Origin of the sequence: Phenylobacterium sp., from assembly GCF_044358365.1 — a bacterium.
Classification (GTDB): domain Bacteria; phylum Pseudomonadota; class Alphaproteobacteria; order Caulobacterales; family Caulobacteraceae; genus Phenylobacterium.
Window position 1 is genome coordinate 24,486 of sequence record NZ_JBIKNZ010000021.1, and the last position, 24,461, is coordinate 48,946.

A 24,461-nucleotide genomic window follows, 5' to 3' on the forward strand; every position below is an offset into this window, starting at 1 on the left:
GAATGGCCGAAACGATGGTGAAGACGCGCTGGGTCTATGCCTTCGGCGGCGGGACTGCCGACGGCGACGCCTCGATGAAGGACCTGCTGGGGGGCAAAGGCGCCAACCTGGCCGAGATGTCGTCGCTGGGCTTGCCCGTCCCTCCAGGCTTCACCGTGACGACAGAGGCCTGCGTCCACTACTATTCGAACGACAAGTCCTATCCCCCTGGCCTGCGCGAACAGGTCGCCGACGGCCTGAAGGCCGTTGAGACGATCACCGGCAAGGCCTTTGGCGATGCCGCCAATCCGCTGCTGGTTTCGGTGCGCTCAGGCGCACGCGCCTCCATGCCGGGCATGATGGACACCGTCCTGAACCTGGGCCTCAACGATCAGACCGTCGAGGGTCTTGCGAAGCTGTCCGGGGATCGCCGCTTCGCTTTCGACAGCTATCGGCGGTTTATTCAGATGTACTCCGCCGTGGTCCTGAACATGGATCACCACCTGTTCGAAGAGATCCTCGACGACCACAAGGATCGCCTCGAGGTCTATGTCGACACCGGCCTGACCGCCGAGGACTGGGAAGCTGTCGTCACCGACTACAAGGACGCGGTGGAGCGTGAGCTTGGCCGACCCTTCCCGCAGGATCCACCCGAACAGCTATGGGGCGCGGTGGGCGCGGTGTTCGCCAGCTGGATGAACGACCGGGCCAAATTCTATCGCCGCATGCACGATATCCCGGAAAGCTGGGGCACCGCCGTCAACATCCAGTCCATGGTGTTCGGCAACATGGGCGACGGCTCGGCCACCGGCGTGGCCTTTACGCGCAATCCTTCCACGGGCGACAACCGTCTTTACGGCGAGTTCCTGATCAACGCCCAGGGCGAGGACGTGGTGGCCGGCATCCGTACGCCGCAACCGCTGACCCGCATCGCTCGCGAGGAGATGGGCGACAACAACCTGTCGATGGAAGAGGCGCTGCCGGAAGTCTTCACCCAGTTCAAGGCGGTGGTGGAGCGGCTTGAGACCCACTACCGCGACATGCAGGACATCGAGTTCACGGTCGAGCAGGGCCGGCTCTACATGCTGCAGACCCGCAACGGCAAGCGCACCGCCAAGGCGGCGCTGCGGATCGCCGTTGACCTCGCGAACGAGGGCCTGATCACCCACGCCGAGGCGGTGATGCGGGTGGACCCGGCGTCGCTCGACCAGCTGCTGCACCCGACCATCGATCCGGCCAGCCCGCGCGACGTCATCGCAACCGGACTGCCGGCGTCGCCCGGCGCGGCCACCGGCAAGGTGGTCTTCACCGCCGAGGAAGCCGAAAAGCTGGGCCTGGCCGGCGAGGCGGTGATCCTGGTGCGCGAGGAGACCAGCCCCGAGGATATCCGCGGCATGGACGCTGCCCGCGGGATCGTCACTGCCCGCGGTGGTATGACCAGTCACGCCGCCGTCGTGGCGCGCGGCATGGGCCGACCCTGCGTGTCCGGCGCCGGCGAAATCCAGATCGACAAGCGAGCCGGGGAGTTCCGGGCGCGCGGCAAGACCATCCGCGCCTACGACATCGTCACCATCGATGGCTCTACCGGCGAGGTGCTGCAGGGCGTGGTCAAGATGATCGAGCCGGAGCTTTCCGGCGATTTCGGTGCGCTCATGGGCTGGGCGGATTCGGTTCGGCGACTGAAGGTTCGCGCCAACGCCGAAACCGCGCTCGACGCCCAGGTGGCCCGCCAGTTCGGCGCCGAGGGCATTGGCCTTTGCCGCACCGAGCACATGTTCTTTGATCCCGCGCGGATCGCCGCGGTGCGCGAGATGATCCTGGCCGATGATGTGGCGGGCCGAAAGGCGGCGCTGGCCAAGATCCTGCCGATGCAGCGCGCGGATTTTGTCGAGCTTTTCAAGATCATGGAGGGTCTGCCGGTGACAATCCGGTTGCTCGACCCGCCGCTCCACGAGTTCCTGCCGCACTCCGAGGACGATCTCACAGCTGTGGCGGAGGCCACGGGACTTGATCCGACCAAGCTGCTGCGCCGCGCCCAGGAACTGCACGAGGTGAACCCCATGCTGGGCCACCGCGGGTGCCGGCTGGGCGTATCGTATCCCGAGATCTACGAGATGCAGGTCCGCGCCATCATCGAGGCCGCCTGCCAGGTGGTCGCCGACGGCCGCCCCGCGCCGATCCCCGAGATCATGCATCCCCTCGTGGCCAAGGGCGAGGAGATGAAGTTCCTGCGCGAACTCACCGATCGTACCGCAAAAGAAGTGCTCGCCGAGCGCGACGTCTCCATCGAATACATGGTCGGCACCATGGTCGAACTGCCCCGGGCCGCTATCCGCGCCGGCGACCTGGCCGAGCACGCCGAGTTCTTCTCCTTTGGCACCAACGACCTGACCCAGACCACCTTCGGCATCAGCCGCGATGACAGTGGCCGCTTCCTGAACGCCTATATCGACAAGGGCATCTTTGAACGCGATCCCTTCGTCACCCTCGATCAGGAAGGCGTGGGCGACCTGATCCGCATCGCCACCGAGCGGGGCAGGGCAGTGCGTGCCGATGTCAAGCTGGGCATCTGCGGCGAACACGGCGGCGATCCGGCCTCGATCCAGTTCTGCGAGAGCGTGGGCCTGGATTACGTCAGCTGCTCCCCCTACCGCGTGCCGATCGCAAGGTTGGCCGCAGCCCAGGCGGCGATCGGCGAGCGGGAGAAGGACCGGTAGGTCAGCGCGCGAGGCGTCGACCTACCAGCTCCAGTCCTTCGTACTCACCCGACACCCGCCGTCCTTCCAGCCCGTCCAGCCACGCCCGCGCACCACCTGGCCCGGCCGCGCCGTCGTGGCCTCGCCGCCTTCAAGCGCCAGCTCGCCATTGACGACCACCTCACTGACACCCGTGGCGAACTGCTGCGGTTTCTCGAACGTGGCGTGGTCCTGTATCGTCGCGGGGTCGAAGACCACCACATCGGCATAGTTCCCGACCTTCAGCATCCCCCGGTCCCGCAGACCCAGATTGTGCGCCGGCAGCGACGTCAGCTTGCGGATCGCCTCTGCCAGCGAAAGCCGCTTCTCCTCGCGCACATACTTTGCCAGCAGCCGGGCAAAGTTCCCGTAGGCGCGTGGGTGGGTGGACGAGAGCAGGAACGGCCCCTCCGGCGCGCGGCCCTCCGCGTCAGAGCCGAAGCTCATCCAGGGCAGGGCGGTCTGGCGCGCCACATTGGCCTCGTCCATCAGGAAGTAGATCACCTGCACCCGGCTGCCGTCCTCGATCACCAGGTCGATGGCCGCGTCCTGAACACTGACGCCCCTATCCCTGGCGACCTGCGCCAGGGTCTTGCCCGTGAGGGGCTTCAACGCCGGATTCTTGAACCCCACCAGCAGGGTGCCCTCCGCACCGGCCTGTAGCATCAGGTTCTCGAAGTTTCCCTTGGTGTCGCGCATTTCCGTCAGCACGCGAGCCCGCGTCGCTGGATCTTTCAGCCGCTGCGCCCAGGCTTCGTAGCCGCCGGCCTGCACCCAGACGGGCATGGCTGCGTCCAGCCCGGTAGAGCCGGCAGGGTAGTTATACATGTCCGCCGTGATCCGCAGGCCCTCCGCGCGAGCGGCCTCTATGCGGGCGATCGCCGCGTCGAGTTTCCCCCAGTTGTCGCGACCCGACTGCTTCAGGTGGTAGATCTCGGCCGGTGCGCCGGATCGCCGGGAGATCTCGATCAATTCGTCGATGGCTTCCAGCAGCCGGTTTCCCTCGGAACGCATGTGGCTGATGTACATGCCGCCGCAGCGCCCGGCCTCGGTGGTCAGCGCCACCAGTTCGTCGGTCTCGGCAAAGTTACCGGAGGCATAGATCAACGATGATCCAACGCCCATGGCGCCATCTTCCATCGCCTTGACGACCAGTTGGCGCATCTGGAGAAGCTGCGCCGGGGTCGGGTCCACATTGCCTTCCCCCAGCACATGAACCCGCGCTGTCTCTGCCCCGATGAACGAGGCCACGTTCACCGAGACGCCCTTCGCCTCCAGGAATCGCAGGTACTCATCGAGGGTGGTCCAGTTGACCGGATACTTGATGTCGCCCTGGCGCTGCAGCGCCTCACGCTTCATCTGGGGGTTCAGCGGCCCCATGGAGTTGCCTTCGCCCATCACCTCCAGGGTGACGCCCTGCTTGAGAACGGACAGGCCGCGACCATCCTGGATCAGACTCTGGTTCGACCAGGACAGCATGTTGATGAAGCCCGGCGCGACCGCCTTGCCCGTGGCGTCGACGACCTTGGCCGCCTGGCCCTCGCAGGCGCCGACGCAGATAATTCGCTGGCCCTTGATGGCGACATCGCCCCGCACCGGGGCGCCGCCCGAGCCGTCGTAGATAGCGCCGCCCCGGACGATCAGGTCATAGGCCGGTGTTGCGGCGCCCGCGACCGCGCCTGCCATCGCCATAGCCGTCCCAAGCAACGCCCCACGTAACATTGCAGTCTCCTCCCAAACGCTGGAACCTTACGGCGAATACACCTGACAACCGGCTCGCTGTCTGCATTTTCCCCGGCCAATGGCAACCGCGCCTCGTAGAGGTAGTGGTGGAGGGTACAAGCTTCACGCTCCGCGCAACATCCATTCGAAACGTATTCGATGGATGGGGTCTACCCTCTCTATCCCCCGCTCTTCGGGCGAAACCCCCGGCGGGTGGTAAGGCCCTACCGCTTCCGCACAAACACCGTGCCGGCCGAGTAGCCCGCGCCGAATGAGCAGATCAGGCCGGTCTCGCCCGCCGCAAAGTCCTCATTGGCCTTGTGAAAGGCGATGATCGAGCCGGCGGACGAAGTGTTGGCATACTCATCCAGGATGATCACGTTCTCGCCGGGCGCCGGGTCGCGGCCCAGCACACGTTTGCCGATCATGACGTTCATGTTGATGTTGGCCTGGTGCAGCCACATGCGCTTCAGGGCTTGGGGATCGATGCCGATGTCGCCCGCGTGCTCGACGATCATTTCCGAGACCATCGGCACCACCTCGCGGAACACCTTGCGGCCCTCCTGGACGAACAGCTTGTCCGTCGCCCCGATGCCCTCAGGCGCGGCGCGGTTCAGGAAGCCGAAATTGTTGCGGATGCTGTTGGAGAACTGGGTCTTGAGCCGGGTTCCGAGAATATCCCAGCCGCCGGTCGCCTGATCCGCAGCCTCGACAATCACCGCCGTCGCCACGTCGCCGAAGATGAAGTGACTGTCGCGATCCCGGAAGTTCAGGTGGCCCGAACAGATCTCGGGGTTCACCATCAGCACGGCGCGCGCCGAGCCAGACGCCACGAAATCGGCCGCCGTCTTGATGCCAAACGTAGCCGACGAGCAGGCCACATTCATGTCGAAGGCGAAGCCCTCGATGCCCAGCGCCTGCTGCACCTCGATGGCCATGGCCGGATAGGCGCGCTGCATGTTCGACGCCGCGCAGATCACAGCGCCGATCTCGGAGATCGGCTTGCCCCACCGGGCGATCGCCTCGCGCGCGGCCTCGACCGCTATCTCGGCGAGGACCGAGATCTCCTCGTTCGACCGTTCCGGAATGTTGGGGGTCATCCGCTCAGGGTCGACCAGACCGCTCTTGTCGACCACGAACCGCGACTTGATGCCCGAGGCCTTCTCGATGAACTCGGCGGAGGAGGGAATCAGCGCCTGAACCTCTCCGGCCTCTATCTCGGCGGCGTGGCTCGCGTTGAAACGCTCGACGTAGGTGTTGAAGGTTTCCACCAACTCGGCGTTGGAGAGGCTCTGGGGCGGCGTATAGAGCCCCGTGGCGGCGATCACCGCATTGATCATAAAACGACTCCCGGACTTTGGGCGTCTGATAGCACGACCGTGGCGGGCGTCACGGCCAGAGTCGCAGATCGCGTTTTCCTTGACCCCGATCCGTCGCCCGCCCAGGTTTGCGGGATCAAGATGCGGGGGCAGGGTGGACAAGGCCTATCTGATTCAACTGGCGGCTTCGACTGCGGCGGTGGCGGTGCTGGTGGGGCTGGCGGCCTGGGCCAGGATCGCCAGACCGGTCGGACCGCTGAACCAGGCGCGAGCGCAGGAGATCCTGGCCGAGGAGTTCCCGGGTCGGTCCCTGGATCAGGTGTGGGTGGCCACCGATGGCGCGGGCGCACTTGCCCGTTCCGGGGGAATGGCGCTGGTGCTCTGTCGGGTGGGAGACGGCTTTGCCGCGCGGCAGATTCCCTGGGCCCAGGCGGTGTCGTCCAGCTTCCGGAGTGGCCGTCTGCGCATCGATCTCTCGGACATTTCCGCACCTGTCGCGACCATCAGTCTGCCCTCATGGCCGCCGAAGGATCTGGCCGCGTGAAAGACTTCAACCCGGTCCAGCTGGCGACGCCGATCTTCATCGTCACTATCATCCTGGAGATTGTTCTGGCGCGCCTGGGCAAGGTGAAGGCCAACTACGAGGCGCGCGACACGGCGGTGTCGCTGGGCATGGGGCTGTTCTCCGGCGCAGCGGGCCTGCTGACCGCTGGCCTCGTCGTGGCGTCCACGCTGTGGGTCTATGAGCATCGCCTGTTCGAGATCCCGATGACGGCGATCTGGGCCTGGGCGGCGATCTTCCTGCTCGAGGACCTGACCTATTACTGGTTCCACCGCCTCAGCCATGAGCGGCGATTCTGGTGGGCGGCGCACGTCAATCACCACACGTCCCAGCACTATAATCTGTCGACGGCGCTCCGTCAGACCTGGACCGGCGGCATCGCCGGAACCTGGGCGCTATGGCTGCCGCTGGCGTTCCTCGGGTTCCCGCCGGCGATGATCGCCATCCAGAAGGGGATCAGCCTTGTCTATCAGTACTGGATCCACACCGAGGCGATCCGCCGGATGCCGAAGTGGTTCGAGGCGGTGTTCAACACACCGTCGCATCACCGGGTCCATCACGCCCGCAATCCACGCTACCTCGACAGCAACTACGCGGGCATCCTGATCATCTGGGACAGGCTGTTCGGCACCTTCCAGCCAGAGCTGGATAAGGAACCCTGCCGCTACGGGACCGTGAAAAACCTGGCCACCTTCAATATCCTGCGCGTGGCCTTTCATGAGTGGATCGGCATGGCGGCCGACGTCGTGCGGCACCCGCGCCACGCTCTGGGCTACATCTTCGGCCGCCCGGGCTGGAGCCACGACGGCAGTCGAGACACCAGCGTGACCCTGAAGGCGACCTGGCGCCAGCAACAGGCCCGGGCCGCTCCGGAACCGGAAGCCGGAACCTGAAGCGCGACAATCTGACGTGGATACCGGGTCAGGCGACCGTCTTGGCCATGGATTGAATCGCTGTCGCCGTTTCGGCATTGGCAGGGAAGAACGTCTCCAGGGTCAGCTCCGAGAGCGTGATTTCCGTGGCCGTGCCAAAGACGGTTGTGGTGACAAGGAAGGACAGCAGCCGGCCCTCGATCTGCATTTCCAGAGGCATGGCGATGCCGTCCAGCGGTGCGCCCTGGGTCGCCCGTGACCCGGCGGCGGATCCGGGAAAGGCGCGCAGTTCGCTCAACAGCGCCACCAGTCCTTCGTCTGCCGTGATGTCGATCTCGCGCCGCAGTCGCTCCAGAATGTAGGTTCGCCAGACGTCCAGATTGACGATGCGTGCCGCCAGTCCAAGAGGGTGCAGGCTCAGTCTCAGGACATTGACCGGACCGGCGAGCAACTGAGGGTCCACCCCCGCCATCAGCGGGGCCACGGCGCGATTGGCCGCCACGAGATTCCAGCCGCGATCAACGGCGAGGGCCGGGAAGGGTTCGTGACCGGTCAGGATCAGGTCGACGGCCTTGCGGGCGGCGCTGAGGGCAGGGTGTCCAAGATCCCGCTGCGGAAATACCGGCGCGAAACCGGCGGCGACCAGCAGGGTGTTGCGTTCCCGCAGTGGAACTTCCAGCCGCTCGGCAAGGCGCAGCACCATCTCGCGGCTGGGCCGGGCGCGCCCGGTTTCCATGAAGCTCAGATGTCGTGTTGAAATCTCGGCGTCGAGCGCCAGGTCGAGCTGGCTGAGATGGCGACGTTGCCGCCAGGTGCGCAATTGATCGCCAAGCGGGCTGGACAGCTGGTTCATGGAGTCAAGGCTATGGCGATATGCGCCCCATATCCATGACCTTGGAGGTAATCTTATTCCCTCAGGAGGGGAAGGCTCAGCCCGGAAACCGGCCGTGCGCCCAGGATTTCCCGCCGGAACCGGAACAACTCGGCCGGGCGTCCACCGGTTTCCGCGTCCAGGCGGCCAAGGCCCTCGACCAGCTCAGCCCGCTCCAGCGCCCGCCGGAAGTTCTGCTTGTGCAGTGGCACGCCCGCGATCGCTTCCACCGTCCGCTGCAGGGCCGAGAGGGTGAAGGCGTCCGGCATCAACTCAAACACCACCGGACGGTACTTGAGCTTTCCGCGAAGCCGTCCCAATGCGGTGGCCAGAATTCTCCGATGGTCGGAGATCATCGCCTCGCCAACGGCCGCGATCAATTGGTCGGAGCGCGATGGCGCGGTCTCCCCACGGTCGCGCGCGGCTTCCTGTACCAAGCCCGCTTCGTAGAGCAGTTCGTAGCGTTCGATTACCCGTTCCTCGTTCCAGGGTGCGTCGTCGAGCGCAAACAACAGGCGTGCGCGAGCCAGCCGCTGGGCGTCGCCGCCGCTCCAGGCGCGCAACGCGGTCTCGATCGGAGCCAGGGCCGGGGGCCGTCCGATACGCCAGTCTTCCCAGGGGAATATCTGCGACCAGGGCCGCCAGGTGCTGCCTGCAAAGTGGGTGTCCACGGCGGCCGGGGCCAGCGCAAGATACCCGATGGAGATTACCCGCGCCGCCGCATCGCCGTCGCCCAGATCGGCGAGCGGCGCGTCGCGACCCTTGTCGCCGAACGTATAGAGCTGCTCCACATACCCCAGATCGAACCGTGTCTGCTCGGTCACGAAAGCGCGCAACGCAAGCTCGAACGTCCGGTGGCCGTCGGGGTCAAACGGACCGAAGGGCAGGCCGGTCAGGTTGCCGCTGGCGGCCTTGTGGCGAACGGTCAGGGCCGCCGCCTCGCCATCCTTGATGGCCACCACCACGGCGGAAAGGCCGATGACCAGCGAACTGTTCATGGCGCGCTGACGCCAGGCGTGTGCGGGCGATAGCCGGCCGCCTCCGAAAGGGCTTCGAAACGGCGCACATACCGGGCCTGTGCCGCGAACGGCGCCTCTGGTTCAATGTGCAGACTGTAGCCGGCCGGCGGCGCGCCAAAGAGCTCGATCGCCTCATCCTGCGCAAAGCCCGCCAATTGCGTCGCCTCGAAGAAGGCGCAGGCACGGTCGGCCTGTTTGATCAGAACCTTGATCTCGGCGGGTGTTTTGGCGGGCAGGCCGAACCGGGTGTGAATGACATGCTCCAGCCGTTCCTCGAACAGTTTGTAGTCATACCCCAGCGCCGCCTTGAACGGCGAGATCATGTCGCCGATCACATACTCTGAGGCGTCGTGCAGCAGGGCGGCAAGACGCCAGCGCGGCGCAATGTCGGGCTGCAGGTGCGCTACGATCTCCTCGACCACCACCGAGTGCTGGGCCACCGAGAAGGCGTGCTCGCCGATCGTCTGGCCGTTCCACCGCGCCACCCGCGCCAGACCATGGGCGATGTCCTCGATCTCCACGTCCATGGGTGAGGGATCCAGCAGGTCGAGCCGCCGTCCGGAGAGCATGCGCTGCCACGCGCGCGGGATAGCGCTCCTGCGGGGCAACCCTTTCCTCACGCGAACGTTCCTCCCGATCTGACCCCTGTGAACTGACCCAGGACTTGCGAAAGATCAATGGAGGTCCAGTGTGAGGCCGTCACTGTTCGCAGAGAAAAGGATACTCCATGAGTTGGGCCCGCATCATGGCGCCGCTGTCCGGCGGCAAGGGAGATGACGAAGCTGTACGCGCAGCGGCAATGCTGTCCGGGGCGTTCGACGCGGAACTGGCCGGGGTTTACACGCCGGCGGACCTGGCTGACGTCATGCCATGGATGGGTGAGGGATTCCTTGGCGGGGTGCAGACGACCGCGCTGGAGTCGTTGAAGGAGGCCACTTCGGCGGGCGAGGCCAACGCCCGGGCGACCTTCGCAGCCTCCACCTACGCGAAAAAGCAGTTCGTGAGCCTTCAGACCCCGGTCTGGGCCGGCCTTTCGGCGGAAAGCCGGCTCTCCGATGTGATCGTCTTCACCAGCGACGCGTCACGGGGGAGGGGGCCCTTGGCCGAGGCGTTCCAGCAGATGGTCGCCGATGAACAGCGTCCCGTGCTGGTGGCGCGGGAAGGCTTGAAAATCGGCGGCGTCGTCGCCGTGGCCTGGGATGGCGGCAAGGAGGCGTCGCGCGCCGCCCGACTGGCGACGCCCCTGCTGGAGAATGCGTCCAGGGTGGTGATCATCGCCGCACCCAAAGCCAGTTCGCGCACCTTCGATCCTGTACGGTTGCAGGGCTACTATGCGGCGCGCGGCGTGACCTCGGAGGTCCTGACGTTGGCCGAGAGCGGAGATGCCGCGCCGGCGATCCTGCGGGCTGCGGCGTCAGTCGGCGCCGAAATCCTTGTGGCTGGCGCCTTTGGCCACCCTCGGCTTCAGGAGTTCATCTTTGGCGGGACCACCCGGACACTTCTCAATGCGGACTCGCCATCCTTGTTTTTGTCCCATTGAATTTGTTATTATTTTTTAGGATCTCACGTCATGACCCTATCGCGCATCACCATGCGTCTGGCCCGCAACCCTGGCACGGAGTTCGCCGGTGGCGACGATCATCGAGGCTACGCCCTGACCGCGCCGCTGACCGCTGAAGGTCATCTGGACGAGGCGGCCTATGGCAAGTCCCGCGACCACTGCACCGTGCGCCGCTTCGCGCCCGATGAGGCGGCGGTCGAGGGCCGTCTCGCGCGCAAGGGCAAGAACTGGTTCTTCGACTACGACGCCGCAGCGTCCGACGACGACGAGCCCGTCTATCGTCTGGGCATGCACCGCTTCGCCGTTGGAGAGTACGTGACCGTTTCAGATGAAGACGGTCGCCCGCTTACCTACAAGGTCGTCGAGATCCAGCCTGCAGGGTGAAAGATCGCTACCCCATAGGCTCACACGCCGCCGTTCTTGCGGACCAGCTTCTTGACATCGGGGTATATCTCTTCGCCCGCAACGCCATCCAGCTTTGACTTCACGATGGCGACGGTGATCGGGCCTGTCTTGGGGCCACCGGCTTCATAGCCTACGAAACGATAGCCCGTCGGCAGGTCTTTGCCGGTGTAGATGAAGGTTGCCCGGATGCCGCGCTTCTCGCGGCTGAAGGCTTCGCCCCGCAGCCGGACATCGCGCCGCGACTTGATCGTGGCGCTGGAGTCGTTGGCGTCGATTGAGATCGGTCCAACCCGAACCTTGGCCGATTCATCGTTTTCATTCGCCGTGATGTGGATGCCCGGTAGATCAACCCGCATCGTTCCGTCGCCGTTCTCGGTTACGTGTTTGCCGGAGCTGTCGATCCTCACATCGACGCTGGCGCGACTGGAGTCCTCGAGCGCCTGCTCGGCCGCTACAGCCGCCGCCTTGCTGGAGTCAGTGGCCGAAGCCGCCGTCGCGGGCGTTGGCGGCGCGTCAGCCTTTGTCTTGTCGTCTGGGGTTGGCGGGGTGCGATTTGCCAGCAGGGTGGTTTCGATCGACGTCAGGGCCGCATCTGCCCCGCCGGCGGCGGACACCAGTTGCAAGGTTACCTCGGCCCCGCTGGATGTCATGTAGGTGCACGATTTGCCGTCAGACGCTGCCGAGGTGCGGGAGAGGTCGCCTTGCGTTTGCGGACACTCCAGAGCCGTCCGCGCCGGTGGCGCTTTCACCGCGCAGGCCGACGTGCCCAGGGCCAGTCCCGATGCGGCCAGAAGATATAGCGTTCTCATGGAAAAGGGCTCCGTCCAATCCGTCTGTTGCGACAAACGGTGGCCGGAGCCCTTCCAAAAGGCGAGTGAATTCGGTGTAACGCCGAACGTAACTTACTGGCCGGGGCGGGCCGCGCCCTCGCGACGGGCCAGGAAGGCCAGGCGCTCGAACAGGTGTACGTCCTGCTCGTTCTTCAGCAGGGCGCCATGCAGCGGCGGGATCAGCTTGGTCGGATCCTTCTCCGCCAGGCTATCGGCGTCGATGTCCTCGACCATCAGCAGCTTCAGCCAGTCCAGCAACTCGGACGTGGAGGGCTTCTTCTTCAGACCCGGCACCTTGCGCATGTCGTAGAAGATGCGCAGCGCTTCGGCGACCAGCTTGTTCTTGATCCCCGGATAGTGGACGTCGACGATCTGCTGCATCGTCTCGGAGTCGGGGAAGCGTATGTAGTGGAAGAAGCAGCGGCGCAGGAAGGCGTCCGGCAGTTCCTTTTCGTTGTTGGAGGTGATGATCACGATCGGGCGGATCGCCGCCTTGATGGTCTCGTTGGTCTCGTAGACGTAGAATTCCATCCGATCGAGTTCCTGCAACAGGTCGTTCGGGAACTCGATGTCTGCCTTGTCGATCTCGTCGATCAGCAACACGGGTCGGCCCTTGTGCTCGAAGGCTTCCCAGAGCTTGCCCTTCTTGATGTAGTTCTTGACGTCCTTGACCCGCTCATCGCCCAGCTGGCTGTCCCGAAGACGGGTGACGGCGTCGTATTCGTAAAGGCCCATGGTCGCCTTCGTGGTCGACTTGATGTGCCAGGTGATCAGTTCTGACCCCAGCGCCTTGGCGATCTCCTCGGCCAGCACGGTCTTGCCGGTGCCGGGTTCGCCCTTGATCAGGAGCGGGCGCTCCAGGGCGATGGCGGCATTGACGGCCACCTTGAGGTCTTCGGTGGCGACGTAATTGTCAGTCCCGGTAAAACGTTGGCTCATCTAGGCTCCCCGTGCGAGCTCCGTGCCCGCATTCGAACAGTTGTTTGTCTGGGGGCAACCTATAGGGCCGCGCGCGATGTTCAAGCGCGTTCGAGCAGGCGCAGTCAGTAAGGCGGCTGCGCGGCGTCAGGCGCCCGGGGTGTCGCCGTCTGCCACATGCTCGCCCAGCGCATCACCAATCAGCGCCATAACCCCGTCCCAGTCGCCATAGGTGGGGGTGATGAAGACGCGGGCCTGCGGATACCAGGGGTAGCGGTCCGTGCCGAGACGCGGCCATGAGCCTGGGGTCGAAATCAACCAGACCGGCGTGCCGCTCGAGGCGGCCAGGTTGAAACTCGCGTTTGCAAATCCCACAACGAGGTCCATCGCGGCGCAGAGCGCGGCCACATCGTCCAGGTCCTTCTTCAGATCGATGCCGGGCGGCGTCCAGATCCGGACGCCGAACTCTTCTTCGGCCTGGGCCAGTTCCTCCGAACAGTCGCCGTACTGGAGATTGATGAAGCTGACGCCAGGAGTCTTGAGCACAGGCGCCCACTGCGAGAAAGGCGAGAAATAGCGCTGGCGAGCGTCCTTGTTTGTGGCGCTCTTCCATAGCAGCCCGACCTTTGGCCCGACCGGAGCCGTCTTGAGCACCTTGCGCCAGTGTGCGACCCGCTTCGGATCAGGCTTGAGGAACCCCTTGTGCGCCGGAAAGTCGTCCAGCGTGCGCCGGAACTCCCGCATCAGGCTGCCCATTGGCGTCCACAGATCCGCCGAGGCGTGGTCGGTGTTGGGCGCCGAGCGAAGCGGGCGGGTCGCCCAGACGTGGGTCGTGTGCCAGGTGACTTCGGCCGTGGGGAAGCTGCGCTGGAACAGCGGAACCAGGCGTGGCTCCACCGCGATCCGCAGCTTGCCCTCAGGGCCCAGTTTTTCCAGCAGGTCCGGAAGGACGTTGGCGAACAGGATCTCGTCACCTAGACCCTGTTCGCCAACCACCAGCACGGTCTTGCCTGAGACATCAGCGCCTGGCGACCAGCGGGGACGGTCGATAAAGAAGTTTGTGACATCGGCGAATTGTGGCGACAGGCGGGCCTCGTAGTCATCCCACCCTTCGCCCAGCCGGCTCATGGCCAGTTGGTAAGAGCTGCGCGCCAGTCGCATCATCTCGCGGTCGTCCGCGGTGATCACCAGCTTCATGGCCTCGTCGCAGTCTTCCAGCGCACCCTCAGGGTCGCCGAGCCCGAGCTTCACCTGGCTTAGATTGTACCTCGACTTCCCGAATGTCGGGGCCAGCCGGATCGCTTCGGAGAAGAAGATGCATGCCGTTTCCAGGTCGCCCCGTTCCATCATGATGGTGCCCAGGGTGTTCCACAGCATCTGGGCTTCAGGTTTGACGCCAATGGCCTGCCTGAGGAGCTCGACCGCCTCGTCCGGACGCCCGCGATCGCGCACGACCGTCGCCAGGTTGTTCACCCCTTCCGGCCGATCCGGCGCGTGCTCTACATAGTGGCGGAACAGCTTCTCGGCCTGTTCGTGCATGCCCATTCGATAGGCCAGACGCCCAAGGTCATTGGCGACCTCGGCGTGGTCAGGCAAAAGCTGCAGCGCCGCTTCATAGGCCTTGATCGAGTTGGTGAAATCGCCCGCCCGCTCCCGCGCCATCGCCAGAAGGTACCAGCCGACGCCGTTCTTTTCGTCCTTCTCCAGCGCCTTGACCGCCCACTTGCCGCCGGCGACGAAGTCCTCGCGGTTCAGGGCTTCGATGGCGCGCTTGAGGATCGGCTGAACGGCCAGCGCCTTGAGTTCGCGGACCGCCTCGTTGAGGGTCGCCAGGGCTTCCTTGTTGGCGGCCTGGCCCATGTCGACAACCGACATCCGGGCAGGCGTGGCCCCGGCCGAATCCTGCAGCGCCCGGCTGGATGCGGCGTTGATCATCGCATTGCGCGACATGGATTCACCTCAGGTTGGCCCGCCCCTTGCTCGCCTGATTATGCTTAATCGCGCGTTAATCGCTGTGGCTTCGTCCGCTGCCGAAAGCGCGTCTCGCGCTCGAAAGGCGTCGTTAACCGAAAAGCGGCTAGGCAGGGGGTGCGCTAGGGATCGGCATGCGCGAAGTTGACCTGACGCGAATCGCAATGGTGCGGCTCGCCGCGCAAGAAAAGGGAGACAGACTTGCCACTGAAGTTGTCTCTGAGACCCGGAGAAAAGTTCGTCCTGAACGGCGCTGTGCTGCAGAACGGTGATCGCCGCGCGGTCCTGGTGCTACAGAACAAGGCCTCGGTCCTTCGGGAGAAGGACATCCTGCAGGAATCCGAAGTCGAGACGCCGGCCCGACGCATCTATTTCCCGGTGATGATGATGTATCTCGATGAGGCAAGCGCCCAGCGCCATTACGACGAGTTCGTGCTGAGGCTCACGGAGTTCATGGGCGTTATCCAGAATCCATTGATTCTTACGCACTGCGTCAACATATCGCGCCATTGCATGGAGCGTGAGTTCTATAAGGCGCTCATGCTCTGCCGGAAACTTATAGAGTACGAAGACGAAAGGTTGGGGCATGTCCCTACAGGCTTACCAGCAGGCGGCGACGCGGGCTGAAAGCCCGCGCGATACCGAATACCGCCTGTTCGCGCAGGTCACCCGCGCGCTGATCGAGGCCTCGAAGCTGGATCCGATGGATTTCGGCGGCCGGGCTGATGCGCTCGACTGGAATCGCCGGGTGTGGACCGCATTCGCCTCGGATTGCGGCAGCCCCGACAATGGCCTGCCAAAGCCATTGCGGGCGTCGATCATTTCGCTGAGCCTCTGGGTCGGGAGGCACACCAGTCTTGTGATCCGTCGTGAGGAAGAGATCGAACCTCTGATCGAGATCAACCGGATGATCATGCAGGGTCTCGCGGCTGGAGCCCAGGTCGCCGCCTGATCGTGTGGTTTTGTCACATCTGGGAGGCCGCAGGCGACTGCGGCCTTTTTCATGTCCCGGCAGCTTCTGCCGCGCGGCAAATGCGCGCTAACGTTTGCGCGTGGCCCAACGGGTCGAGATCCTGAAAATATCTCAAATATTCAATTAGATATGGGTTCCGCTCAGGGTTAACGGCTTGGCATGCCGATTGCGGAGGGTGGGGCAAGCGCAAAGTCGCTCATCGGCGAAGCCGGTTTTCCCCTTCCAGAATGGAAACTGCACCATGTCCAATTCGGTCAATACGAACGTTGGCGCGCAGGTCGCGCTGCAAAGCCTGAATAAAACCAACGCGGAGCTTGCCACCACACAGACCAGGATCAACACCGGCAAGAGGGTTGCGACGGCCAAGGACAATGGCGCCGTTTGGGCGATCGCCCAGAACCAGCGCGCTGCCTCCAACGCTCTGAACTCCGTCAGGGAATCCCTGCAGCGCGGTCAATCGACCGTCGAGGTTGCGATTTCGGCTGGTGAGACCATTTCCGACCTGCTTCTGCAGTTGAAGGAAAAGGCGCTCTCCGCCGCTGACGCAGGTTTGGACGCAACCAGCCGTGGTGCGCTCGCCGACGAGTTCAAATCCCTGCTGCTTCAAATCAGCAAGGCGGTGAGTAACGCCGAGTTCAATGGTGGCAACCTGATCAAGCAGGGTGGCACCACGATCAACGCCCTGGCCAACTCTGACGCCTCATCGGTGCTCACGGTTGCAGCCCAGACCTTGACCCTGACGGCGCTGTCGCTAGCGACAAGCACCCTGGGAACCAAGACCCTGGCCTCAACGGCCATCGGCGTTGTGAATTCGGCGATCACGGAAGTTTCCAGCAAGCTTTCGAGGCTGGGCACCGGGGCCAAGGCCCTGGGCGCTCATCTCGTCTTCGTCAACAAGCTGCAGGACACAGTCGATGCCGGTGTAGGCAATCTTGTCGACGCCGATCTCGCGAAGGAAAGCGCCAAACTCCAGGCCCTGCAGACAAAGCAGCAGCTGGGTGTCCAGGCGCTCCAGATCGCGAACCAGGCGCCGACGATCCTGCAGGCTCTGTTCCGCTAGGTCATTGCCGCCAGGCGAGCTTTGGTTCGCCTGGCGGCCTCTTTGCGCGGTAGGTCGGAATTGCCGGCCTTGGCCGGCATATTCTGCCGACCTGAGCGCCTTACCAGGCAGAAACTGCCGGGCGCCGATAGGCTTAACAGTCCTATAACTCAAGTTTTTCAATGATTTGATCTTGGAAGTGCGGCAGCCACGTTTGGCGCGTTCGTTGCTCACAAGTGGGCAGGCAAAACGCCTCTGGCTGTCAGAATGACGGTCGGTCCCTGAGAAATAGGTCTAAAATGCCAAATTCAGTGAATACCAATGTCGGCGCCATGGTCGCCCTCCAGAACCTGAACCAGACGAACCGGGAACTGGAAATTACACAAAGCCGGATCAATACCGGCAAGAAGATCGGCAACGCCAAGGACAATGGCGCCGTTTGGGCGATCGCCCAGAACCAGCGTGCCGCCTCCAACGCTCTGAACTCCGTGCGGGAATCGCTTCAGCGCGGTCAATCGACCGCAGAGGTTGCGATTTCGGCCGGCGAGACCATTTCCGACCTGCTTCTGCAGCTGAAGGAAAAGGCGCTTTCCGCCGCTGACGCGGGTCTGGACGGCACCAGCCGTACGGCTCTTGCCGACGAGTACAAGTCTATTCTCGGCCAGATCACCAAGGCAGTGAGCAACGCCGAGTTCAATGGTGGCAACCTGATCAAGCAGGGTGGCACCACAATCAACGCCCTGGCCAACTCTGACGCCTCATCGGTGATCACCGTTGCCGCCCAGACCTTGACGCTTTCGGCGCTGTCGCTGTCGACCAGCTCAATCAGCACGAAGACCCTGGCCTCCACGGCCATCGGCCTCGTGAACTCGGCGATCACGGAAGTCTCCAGCAAGCTGTCGTCGCTGGGTACCGGGTCCAAGGCCCTGGGCGCTCACCTTAACTTCGTCAACAAGCTGCAGGATACGATCGACGCTGGTGTCGGCAACCTCGTCGACGCTGATCTCGCGAAGGAAAGCGCCAGGCTCCAGGCCCTGCAGACAAAGCAGCAGCTGGGTGTTCAGGCGCTCCAGATCGCGAACCAGGCGCCGTCGATCCTGCAGGCCCTGTTCCGCTAATGGAACGCGACGCCCGGAACGATCTGATGTTCCGGGTATCACTCCAAATACGCCGGCGGGCGGCTCGCCCGTCCGCCGGTCGCATTTCCCAAATAATCCGGAGCGCCGCACCACAGGTCGGCGAGAGGAGCAATGGAACCCAAGATCGCAACTAACGCACGCTTGCTCGATCCAGTCCCGACGCAAGTCCAGCAAGGTTCGGCGCCTACGAAAGCAGAAGCGCCGTCCGTGGCGACGGGCCCGGATCTAGCCGACGTTCGTCTGGTCATTGAAGAAGGTAAGGTCAGCGGCTCGTACGTCTACAAGACGATCAACCGTGTGACGGGCGAAATCCTTCGGCAGTTTCCTCGGGAAGAGATCCTGAAGCTGCAATCAGGCGACGAATACAAGTCCGGGGCGATCGTACGCACCGAGGTCTGATCCAGCCCGGCCCGCCGTTCGCGCAGGACCAGTATGCACCGTTAACCGCCCCGGAGCGCCCGGCGGCGGCGTTCTGCGTGGCGCGTTAACTTTCTGATCACCACGTTTTCCTACAGTGGCCTGGCCACACGGTTGCGAGTCGCCGCCGGGGTCGGACCGCCAGGAGAGCGTGATGACGATCAGCGTCCATACAAATAAGTCAGCGTTGACAGCGCTCCAGAACCTCAATGCGACCACCGACAAGCTGACCGAGACGCAAAATCGGATCAACACCGGTCTGCGGATCAACAACGCCAAGGAAAACGCCTCCGTCTGGGCCATTGCTCAGGGGCAGAGGGCCGACATCGGGGCGCTGGGGGCGGTGACCAACAGCCTGAATCGCGCGACCTCGATCGCTGATGTCTCGCTCGCCGCCGGCGCCACCATCTCGGACCTCCTGGTTGAGCTCAAGGCCAAGGTCGTTGCAGCGTTGGACACATCGCTGGATGCGGCCTCGCGGAACGCGCTGGACTCCGACTTCAAGGCCATCCTGCGACAGATCACTCAGGTGGTGCAGAATTCCAGCTTCGACGGCGCCAATATCTTCAGCGGCACGGCGGGCAATATCCAGTTCCTGGCCAACGCCGAGGCGACCTCGCGCCTCACCCTGTCGACGCGCACCCTGGCTCTGGGCGGCTCCAACATCACCATCCCGGCCACTGCGGGCATCACCACCATCACCATCGCCACAACCGTGCTGGCGCGCCTTGACACCTCCATCGCCAACGTCAACCAGGCGCTGGGCAATCTCGGCTCTCAGGCCAAGCAGATCGATGCCCACCTCAACTTCGTGTCCAAACTGACTGATGTTCTGGAGTCTGGCGTCGGGAACCTGGTTGACGCTGACCTCGCAAAGGAAAGCGCGCGTCTTCAGGGTTTGCAGGTCCAGCAGCAGCTGGGCGCTCAGGCGCTTTCAATCGCGAACTCGGCGCCGCGTATCATCCTGGATTTGTTCCGCGGCGGCTAGCCCGTTACGTGGAAAGCGCTTTGGCCGGCGCGGAGGTGAGCCTGGGTGTTGTTTTGCGGGCGGCTTAACGAGAGGTAAGTGTTGTTGTGACTATCGTGAACCTGCGACCCCTGCGTCTGCGCGAGCGAGCCTATGGTTACGGCGATTGATTCCAGTCTGCTGCTTTCGACGTACCAGTCTCGGACCGGTGCCCGGGCGGTTGCGAGCGCATCCCCGGGAACCTTCAAGCGGGTCGCGCCCACGGCGCCCTGGAACGGTTCCACAACGCCCGCCGAAACCAGCGCGGCGATCAAGGCCGCTCTGTCGGGCCGCAAGTTCATCAATGAGGGTGCGGCCAAGCTGGACTTGGCTGGCGCGAGTACGGATTACCGAAAACTGTTCGCCCTCTATCAGGGGCTCGGCAGCCTGTTGGGCGTCGCCGAGCAGGCCGGCGCCAAGAGCCTTAACCCCAGCGAGAAGCAACGCATCAGTCAGGCCTTTACCCGGGGTCTCGAAGAGGTTGCCGGCTACGTAGACGACTCATCTTTCGAAAAGATGCGCCTGGTCCAGGGCGAAGCCGCCACCAGCGCCAAGGCCAAGCTGGGCGTCCCCCGGACACGAACAGAGTATCAGACCCCGCCATTGGTGAGCGGGTCTAGTTCGACCGTCGTTCCGGCGTTCCAGGGTGCGGTCGCGTTCAACATCACCGTGAGGCGGTCAGGGACCACCATCAACGTCCCGATCGACCTGTCCGCCATGGGCGCCACGCCGCGTACGATGGGCAACACCGTGGAGTACATCAACAGCAAGCTTCAGGCCGCCGGAGTTGAAGCGCGGGTTTCCTCGGCTCGAACGCCCGGACCGCCGAAGACCACTACGGTGAACGGCAAGCCGGTGACTATTGGAACCAATCCCGATCAGTTTGCGCTGAAGTTCAAGGTCTCAGCTGGAGAAACCGTCTCGTTCCAGGCGCCGGCGACGGCGGGCGCGGTCTATCTGGCTCAGGACGCGGGCAACCCCGATCCGGATGGTAAACCCGCCACAGCCGACAGCATCGCCCGCAGCCAGTTTCTCAAGTTCCAGACCGATACCACCAACGTTGCCGCGCCGCTGCAAAGGACCGGCGAGCAGAACTGGGTGGATGGCCGCGTGTTCGCGCAAACCCTGGGGCCTGAGGTCAAGACCGTTCGCCAGACCAAGGTCGACGCCGACGGCTCGGTCTACATGCTGGCGGATGTAACCTCCAAGGTCGCTGGCCAGGAAATCCGGGGCGCCCAGGACACCGCGCTGCTCAAGTATGACGGCGCCGGGAAGCTGATCTTCGCCCGTGTTCTCGGGGCCGCAGAGACCTCCAGCGGCCTGGGCCTGGCCCTGTCGGCTGACGGCAAGATCGCCATTGCCGGATCCGTCACGGGGGGGCTGAACGGCGCCGTCAATGGCGCACTGAATTCCACAGCCGGCCCCGGCGCCTCGTCAGACAGCTACGTCACCGTCTTCGACGCCGAGGGGCAGGAGCTTTGGACCCAGCGGCGCGGCGCGCGTAAGGCCGACGAGGCCAGCCACGTGGCGTTCGGCGCCGATGGCGCCGTCTATGTCGCCGGTCGCGCCCAGTCGGCCCTTCCAGGGACCACGGCCATCGGGGGCTGGGACAGCTATCTTGAGGCCTTCAAGCCGGATGGAAACGGCAAGGTACAGACTTTGTTTACGACGACTTTCGGCACCGCCGGCACGGATCGCCCGGCCGGCCTGGTCGTCGATGGGACCTCGGTGGTGACCGCCAGCAACGAGGACGGCCGCGCGGTCCTGCGAAGATATGATGTCTCTGGCGCCAATCCCGTGCAGACATCTATGCGCGATCTCGGCGTTCTGCAGGGCGGTGAGATCACCGGTCTTGCCCTGGATGGAGGCGAGGTTGTCGTGGCCGGATCTGCTGGAAACCCGGCGCTGGCCGCCGGAACCATAACCCGGGCGCACTCGGGCGGCAGCGATGCGTTCGCGGCGCGGATTTCCGCCAATCTCGGACCCGGCGGCTCCATCGCCTACTACGGCGGGGCAGGCGACGACCGCGCCACCGCCCTGGCTGTCGGCGCCGGCGGCGAGGTCTGGCTGGCGGGCGCTGTCGGAACGGATCTGCCGGGGTTCGCCAACAAGATCGGCACGAAGGACGGCTTTCTCACGCGCCTGGACGTAGCCGCCGGGACTGTCGAATGGTCGCGCCGGTTTACGGGCAAGGACGGGCGCGCGGCGCCCACGAGCATTGCCGTGGACACCCAGGGCGCCAGCGTCCTGGATCGCCTGGGCCTGCCGCAAGGCCAACTGGACCTCAGCGATTCACCGCGCCTGACGGCGGCCTCCGCCCTCCGGGCCGGCGACCAGTTTACGATAAAGACGGGGCAGGGGGCCGCCCGGACCGTCACCATTGAAGCGACCGACACGATTGATACCCTGGCCCAGAAGATACGTCGAAACAGTAACTTCCAGGCGAAAGTCACCATCACCTCCCTGGGCGGTCAGCGCAGCCTGCGCATCGAGCCGACGACTCCGAGGCAGATGATCGAGTTCGCTCTGGGCAAGGACGGCAAGGACGCGCTGGAGCTGTTGGGCATCCCCGAGGGCGTCCTGCGCAAGACTACGACGGTGGGTGGCAAAACCCTCCCGGCCGACGGCAAGAGCATGCTTTACGGACTGGGCTTGCCCAGTAACCTCAACCTCAACGACGAGGTTGAGCGCAAGCACGCTATTGCCGAAATCGGCCAGGCCATGGGCGTGGTGCGCAAGGCCTACATCGACATGAAGGCGGCCGCCTCACCTCCGCCACCGCCCTCCGCTGCGGCGATTTCAGGCAAGGTGCCGGCCTATCTGAACAATCAGATCGCCAACTATCAGGCGGCGCTGGACCGCCTCGGCAGATAGCCGGGTCATTTGGCGACTTGAATGCGCCATGACGGGGGGTTAGCCAGACCCCATGGAGACGTCGCAGACCCCAGCCCCCAAGCCCCCGGCCCGCAGGGTCCCCATGTTTGTGGCGGGTGGCCTGATCGCCCTGCTCACGGGACTGGGTGCGGCTTGGTTCATGACCCGCAGCGACATTGACCGCACCACCCCGCCGCCGGCGTCGGAGGCCGGCCTGATCATCGATTCCAGTGCTACCGACGATGACCGCATTGATCCGGCCAGGCCGCTGCGTTGCTTCGTCGCCGGCCAGTTTGTCGGCGAACTCAGCCTGACCGCCTGCGCCCGGCGCAATGGCGTGGCCACCGATTCCCTGGACGTCGGCATCGACGAGAGCGGCGCCCTGGCGGCGGCCCAGCAGGCCAGCCAGACGCTCATTCCGCTGCCGCCCCAGGAGGAGGCGGGCGCCGCATTCCGTACGCCCGATCCGGAGCCTGACGCCGAGGTGGGCAATGAACCCTCGCCAGGCAGCTGCTGGCTTCATCGGGGCGGGCGCTGGCGCAAGGTGGCCAATGACCTCGACCTTGACGGCTGTGTCCAGGCGCTCTTCGCGGGGCGCTGCGAGACCTCGGGCGCGGTCTATGGCCGCTGGGGCGCGCGCACCTTGCGCCTTATGCCAGGCCGGGTGGAGGTCTCGGACGACAACCGCACATTCTCGACGCTGGTTCTGCAGGCGGCTGACTGCGCCTTGCCACCTGTTGGATGACGCGCGGCGGCTGGCCTGATAGGATAAAATTATGTCCGTCAAAACACTGCTGATCCTCGGTGTGTCCGCGCTCGCGATGGTCGGGTGCGCCCAGCGCACCAAGCCGCCGGGTGACGCCGGCGTCTGCTACCATGTGGTGCCGCAGAAGGACGGATCGATGAAGTACAACCGTGTGGTGACAGTGGCCACGCTGGAGGCTTGCGCCGGCAACCTCGAAGCCATGCGGGTCAAGTTCCTGCGGCTGGGCGGCAACCAGACCGACATCTACGGCGCCTTCCAGGCCAATTTCCTGTTTCTGGTGCGCGAGGGCGTTCTGACTTCCACGTCGTTGGAGGGGCCGCGCTATGTGGCTCTGGTCAGGACCGGCGACGGTCGGTTGGCGATTCCGGGCGCCATGCCGCAGCAATAACTGTGGGCAGAATGAAACAAACAAAGAACATTCGCTTGCCGCGCCCGATCTGAGCGTCTAGCGTGCCTGCAGGGCCAGAGCCCGAAGCTACGGAAACGACGGGACACAACGACATGGCGGGCAGCGTCAACAAGGTCATTCTGGTGGGGAACCTCGGGGCAGACCCCGAAATTCGCGCCCTGGGCTCCGGCGACCGGGTCGCCAATCTGCGCGTGGCCACCTCCGAGACCTGGCGCGACAGGTCCTCGGGCGAGCGCAAGGAAAAGACCGAATGGCACCGCGTGGTCATCTTCAACGAGAACCTCGTCAAGGTGGCCGAGAACTATCTGCGCAAGGGCTCCAAGGTTTACATCGAGGGCTCGATCCAGACCCGCAAGTGGGCGGATCAGTCGGGCGTCGAGAAGTTCTCCACCGAGATCGTCCTTCAGAAATTCCGCGGTGAACTCACCATGCTGGACGGTCGCGGCGGCGACGCCGAGCAGGGGGAGGGCGGCTATTCTTCGGGCTCCAGCGGCTTCTCCTCGGGTCCCCGCCAGACCAGCTCGGCGCCTCGGGAAGACTTCTCGGCCAACCTGGACGACGAGATCCCGTTCTAGAGTCAGGTCCGGTCGGTTCGAGTCCGGGATCCAGACTCCGCTCATCCCGGCAAATGCCTGTACCGGGATCGATTGGCGCCGAGGTCCATCCTGGCGCCTCGAGGACTCCCATTCACCAGACGTGCGGTACGGATGCCGGTCAGCGAAGTGCTGCGGGAAGCTCCACCCAGGGGATATCCGGCCTGCTTCGGGGCGACGACGCGGGCAGTATCCGCGGCTTGAACGGGCTCATCTCCGTCCAGTCGATCATGGAGGGGCGCTAGAGCGCGACAGCTTGAAGTGGATACCGGTTCAAGCGCCCGTCGCACTCTAAATGTATGAAAACGAGCCTGTTTATCCGTTTCAGATGATTCCATCTGAAACGGACAGGCTCTAGAGCGTCGTGCCTGAATCGGGAATCGAAGGATTCCCAAATCTGGCGAAGCGTGATTCACCGTGGATGGAGGTGGATCATGGGCAAGAGCTATTCGATGGACCTGCGCGAGCGGATCGTGGCGCA

The 24,461-nt window shown here is 64.3% G+C and carries 23 protein-coding genes; 15 read left to right on the forward strand and 8 right to left on the reverse strand.

Annotation, left to right across the window (positions count from 1 at the left end):
* Window positions 1–2 precede the first annotated feature (2 nt).
* The gene (ppdK, locus tag ACIQ3B_RS08090; RefSeq protein WP_397401392.1) at window positions 3–2,696 is read left to right on the forward strand and encodes a pyruvate, phosphate dikinase; all 2,694 of its coding nucleotides are present in this window, start codon (window positions 3–5) and stop codon (window positions 2,694–2,696) included.
* Window positions 2,697–2,717: 21 nt separating this feature from the next.
* Here the strand turns inward: ppdK and ACIQ3B_RS08095 are convergent, their stop codons facing one another.
* Together ACIQ3B_RS08095 and ACIQ3B_RS08100 are read right to left on the reverse strand one after the other, a co-directional pair.
* A complete protein-coding gene (locus tag ACIQ3B_RS08095) occupies window positions 2,718–4,436 on the reverse strand; it encodes an amidohydrolase family protein (protein WP_397401393.1) in 1,719 nt (572 codons plus the stop codon).
* Between the two features lie 224 nt (window positions 4,437–4,660).
* Window positions 4,661–5,776, reverse strand: coding sequence for a beta-ketoacyl-ACP synthase III (locus ACIQ3B_RS08100; RefSeq protein ID WP_397401395.1), 1,116 nt, complete (start codon window positions 5,774–5,776; stop codon window positions 4,661–4,663).
* A gap of 133 nt (window positions 5,777–5,909) precedes the next feature.
* Here ACIQ3B_RS08100 and ACIQ3B_RS08105 point away from each other — a divergent pair, with 133 nt between their 5' ends.
* Window positions 5,910–6,299, forward strand: a complete 390-nt coding sequence (locus tag ACIQ3B_RS08105) for a hypothetical protein (RefSeq protein WP_397401397.1) — start codon at window positions 5,910–5,912, stop codon at window positions 6,297–6,299.
* Complete coding sequence (locus tag ACIQ3B_RS08110; protein WP_397401399.1) at window positions 6,296–7,210, forward strand: sterol desaturase family protein; 915 nt, start codon at window positions 6,296–6,298, stop codon at window positions 7,208–7,210. Before ACIQ3B_RS08105 ends, ACIQ3B_RS08110 begins: the two co-directional genes overlap by 4 nt.
* A 28-nt stretch (window positions 7,211–7,238) precedes the next feature.
* On the opposite strand, the gene ACIQ3B_RS08115 is transcribed toward ACIQ3B_RS08110, so the two are convergent.
* From ACIQ3B_RS08115 to ACIQ3B_RS08125, 3 genes are read right to left on the reverse strand one after another with little or no spacing between them, the layout of a single operon-like run.
* The gene (locus tag ACIQ3B_RS08115) at window positions 7,239–8,042 is read right to left on the reverse strand and encodes a helix-turn-helix domain-containing protein (protein WP_397401401.1); all 804 of its coding nucleotides are present in this window, start codon (window positions 8,040–8,042) and stop codon (window positions 7,239–7,241) included.
* Window positions 8,043–8,095: 53 nt separating this feature from the next.
* On the reverse strand, window positions 8,096–9,058 hold the full coding sequence (locus tag ACIQ3B_RS08120; protein ID WP_397401404.1) for an NrtR DNA-binding winged helix domain-containing protein: 963 nt from the start codon (window positions 9,056–9,058) through the stop codon (window positions 8,096–8,098).
* Window positions 9,055–9,699 carry a YfbR-like 5'-deoxynucleotidase gene (locus tag ACIQ3B_RS08125; RefSeq protein ID WP_397401406.1) on the reverse strand — a complete coding sequence of 215 codons (645 nt, stop codon included), beginning with the start codon at window positions 9,697–9,699 and terminating at the stop codon, window positions 9,055–9,057. The genes ACIQ3B_RS08120 and ACIQ3B_RS08125 overlap by 4 nt, the downstream gene beginning before the upstream one ends.
* 107 nt (window positions 9,700–9,806) lie before the next feature.
* Here ACIQ3B_RS08125 and ACIQ3B_RS08130 point away from each other — a divergent pair, with 107 nt between their 5' ends.
* Together ACIQ3B_RS08130 and ACIQ3B_RS08135 are read left to right on the forward strand one after the other, a co-directional pair.
* Window positions 9,807–10,619 carry a universal stress protein gene (locus ACIQ3B_RS08130; RefSeq protein ID WP_397401408.1) on the forward strand — a complete coding sequence of 271 codons (813 nt, stop codon included), beginning with the start codon at window positions 9,807–9,809 and terminating at the stop codon, window positions 10,617–10,619.
* A 30-nt stretch (window positions 10,620–10,649) separates the two neighbouring features.
* Entirely contained in the window at window positions 10,650–11,024 is a 375-nt protein-coding gene (locus ACIQ3B_RS08135; protein WP_397401410.1) for a hypothetical protein, read from the forward strand.
* 20 nt (window positions 11,025–11,044) lie between these two features.
* Here ACIQ3B_RS08135 and ACIQ3B_RS08140 read toward each other — a convergent pair whose 3' ends face one another.
* From ACIQ3B_RS08140 to ACIQ3B_RS08150, 3 genes are all read right to left on the reverse strand, one after another.
* Window positions 11,045–11,854 carry a hypothetical protein gene (locus tag ACIQ3B_RS08140; RefSeq protein ID WP_397401412.1) on the reverse strand — a complete coding sequence of 270 codons (810 nt, stop codon included), beginning with the start codon at window positions 11,852–11,854 and terminating at the stop codon, window positions 11,045–11,047.
* A gap of 93 nt (window positions 11,855–11,947) precedes the next feature.
* A complete protein-coding gene (locus ACIQ3B_RS08145; RefSeq protein ID WP_397401414.1) occupies window positions 11,948–12,814 on the reverse strand; it encodes an AAA family ATPase in 867 nt (288 codons plus the stop codon).
* A 126-nt stretch (window positions 12,815–12,940) separates the two neighbouring features.
* The gene (locus tag ACIQ3B_RS08150) at window positions 12,941–14,743 is read right to left on the reverse strand and encodes a tetratricopeptide repeat protein (protein ID WP_397401416.1); all 1,803 of its coding nucleotides are present in this window, start codon (window positions 14,741–14,743) and stop codon (window positions 12,941–12,943) included.
* A gap of 222 nt (window positions 14,744–14,965) precedes the next feature.
* On the opposite strand from ACIQ3B_RS08150, the gene flbT reads away from it, so the two are divergent.
* The 10 genes from flbT to ssb all read left to right on the forward strand — a co-directional run bounded on the left by flbT (window position 14,966) and on the right by ssb (window position 23,962).
* On the forward strand, window positions 14,966–15,391 hold the full coding sequence (flbT, locus tag ACIQ3B_RS08155; RefSeq protein ID WP_397401418.1) for a flagellar biosynthesis repressor FlbT: 426 nt from the start codon (window positions 14,966–14,968) through the stop codon (window positions 15,389–15,391).
* A complete protein-coding gene (gene flaF, locus ACIQ3B_RS08160) occupies window positions 15,351–15,716 on the forward strand; it encodes a flagellar biosynthesis regulator FlaF (RefSeq protein WP_397401420.1) in 366 nt (121 codons plus the stop codon). The genes flbT and flaF overlap by 41 nt, the downstream gene beginning before the upstream one ends.
* A 262-nt stretch (window positions 15,717–15,978) precedes the next feature.
* Window positions 15,979–16,797 (forward strand): flagellin, encoded by an 819-nt coding sequence (locus ACIQ3B_RS08165; protein WP_397401422.1) that lies wholly within the window; start codon window positions 15,979–15,981, stop codon window positions 16,795–16,797.
* A 278-nt stretch (window positions 16,798–17,075) separates the two neighbouring features.
* Window positions 17,076–17,894 carry a flagellin gene (locus ACIQ3B_RS08170; RefSeq protein ID WP_397401424.1) on the forward strand — a complete coding sequence of 273 codons (819 nt, stop codon included), beginning with the start codon at window positions 17,076–17,078 and terminating at the stop codon, window positions 17,892–17,894.
* Window positions 17,895–18,026: 132 nt separating this feature from the next.
* Window positions 18,027–18,314, forward strand: coding sequence for a hypothetical protein (locus tag ACIQ3B_RS08175; RefSeq protein WP_397401426.1), 288 nt, complete (start codon window positions 18,027–18,029; stop codon window positions 18,312–18,314).
* A gap of 172 nt (window positions 18,315–18,486) precedes the next feature.
* Window positions 18,487–19,320, forward strand: coding sequence for a flagellin (locus ACIQ3B_RS08180; protein ID WP_397401428.1), 834 nt, complete (start codon window positions 18,487–18,489; stop codon window positions 19,318–19,320).
* A 132-nt stretch (window positions 19,321–19,452) separates the two neighbouring features.
* The gene (locus ACIQ3B_RS08185) at window positions 19,453–22,212 is read left to right on the forward strand and encodes a hypothetical protein (RefSeq protein WP_397401430.1); all 2,760 of its coding nucleotides are present in this window, start codon (window positions 19,453–19,455) and stop codon (window positions 22,210–22,212) included.
* Window positions 22,213–22,315: 103 nt separating this feature from the next.
* Entirely contained in the window at window positions 22,316–22,957 is a 642-nt protein-coding gene (locus ACIQ3B_RS08190) for a hypothetical protein (protein ID WP_397401432.1), read from the forward strand.
* A gap of 31 nt (window positions 22,958–22,988) precedes the next feature.
* The gene (locus ACIQ3B_RS08195; RefSeq protein ID WP_397401434.1) at window positions 22,989–23,366 is read left to right on the forward strand and encodes a hypothetical protein; all 378 of its coding nucleotides are present in this window, start codon (window positions 22,989–22,991) and stop codon (window positions 23,364–23,366) included.
* A gap of 113 nt (window positions 23,367–23,479) precedes the next feature.
* Complete coding sequence (gene ssb / locus ACIQ3B_RS08200; RefSeq protein ID WP_397401436.1) at window positions 23,480–23,962, forward strand: single-stranded DNA-binding protein; 483 nt, start codon at window positions 23,480–23,482, stop codon at window positions 23,960–23,962.
* Window positions 23,963–24,461 lie beyond the last annotated feature (499 nt).

Bases quoted from the DNA above. Each gene is read 5' to 3' on its own strand.
- ACIQ3B_RS08145 (WP_397401414.1), bottom strand. From the start codon at position 12,814: ATGAGCCAACGTTTTACCGGGACTGACAATTACGTCGCCACCGAAGAC.
- ppdK (WP_397401392.1), top strand. From the start codon at position 3: ATGGCCGAAACGATGGTGAAGACGCGCTGGGTCTATGCCTTCGGCGGC.
- ACIQ3B_RS08115 (WP_397401401.1), bottom strand. From the start codon at position 8,042: ATGAACCAGCTGTCCAGCCCGCTTGGCGATCAATTGCGCACCTGGCGG.
- ACIQ3B_RS08190 (WP_397401432.1), top strand. From the start codon at position 22,316: ATGTTTGTGGCGGGTGGCCTGATCGCCCTGCTCACGGGACTGGGTGCG.
- flaF (WP_397401420.1), top strand. From the start codon at position 15,351: ATGTCCCTACAGGCTTACCAGCAGGCGGCGACGCGGGCTGAAAGCCCG.
- ACIQ3B_RS08150 (WP_397401416.1), bottom strand. From the start codon at position 14,743: ATGTCGCGCAATGCGATGATCAACGCCGCATCCAGCCGGGCGCTGCAG.
- ACIQ3B_RS08170 (WP_397401424.1), top strand. From the start codon at position 17,076: ATGCCAAATTCAGTGAATACCAATGTCGGCGCCATGGTCGCCCTCCAG.
- ACIQ3B_RS08165 (WP_397401422.1), top strand. From the start codon at position 15,979: ATGTCCAATTCGGTCAATACGAACGTTGGCGCGCAGGTCGCGCTGCAA.
- ssb (WP_397401436.1), top strand. From the start codon at position 23,480: ATGGCGGGCAGCGTCAACAAGGTCATTCTGGTGGGGAACCTCGGGGCA.
- ACIQ3B_RS08130 (WP_397401408.1), top strand. From the start codon at position 9,807: ATGAGTTGGGCCCGCATCATGGCGCCGCTGTCCGGCGGCAAGGGAGAT.
- ACIQ3B_RS08180 (WP_397401428.1), top strand. From the start codon at position 18,487: ATGACGATCAGCGTCCATACAAATAAGTCAGCGTTGACAGCGCTCCAG.
- ACIQ3B_RS08135 (WP_397401410.1), top strand. From the start codon at position 10,650: ATGACCCTATCGCGCATCACCATGCGTCTGGCCCGCAACCCTGGCACG.
- ACIQ3B_RS08095 (WP_397401393.1), bottom strand. From the start codon at position 4,436: ATGTTACGTGGGGCGTTGCTTGGGACGGCTATGGCGATGGCAGGCGCG.
- ACIQ3B_RS08175 (WP_397401426.1), top strand. From the start codon at position 18,027: ATGGAACCCAAGATCGCAACTAACGCACGCTTGCTCGATCCAGTCCCG.
- ACIQ3B_RS08120 (WP_397401404.1), bottom strand. From the start codon at position 9,058: ATGAACAGTTCGCTGGTCATCGGCCTTTCCGCCGTGGTGGTGGCCATC.
- ACIQ3B_RS08100 (WP_397401395.1), bottom strand. From the start codon at position 5,776: ATGATCAATGCGGTGATCGCCGCCACGGGGCTCTATACGCCGCCCCAG.
- ACIQ3B_RS08195 (WP_397401434.1), top strand. From the start codon at position 22,989: ATGTCCGTCAAAACACTGCTGATCCTCGGTGTGTCCGCGCTCGCGATG.
- ACIQ3B_RS08185 (WP_397401430.1), top strand. From the start codon at position 19,453: ATGGTTACGGCGATTGATTCCAGTCTGCTGCTTTCGACGTACCAGTCT.
- ACIQ3B_RS08140 (WP_397401412.1), bottom strand. From the start codon at position 11,854: ATGAGAACGCTATATCTTCTGGCCGCATCGGGACTGGCCCTGGGCACG.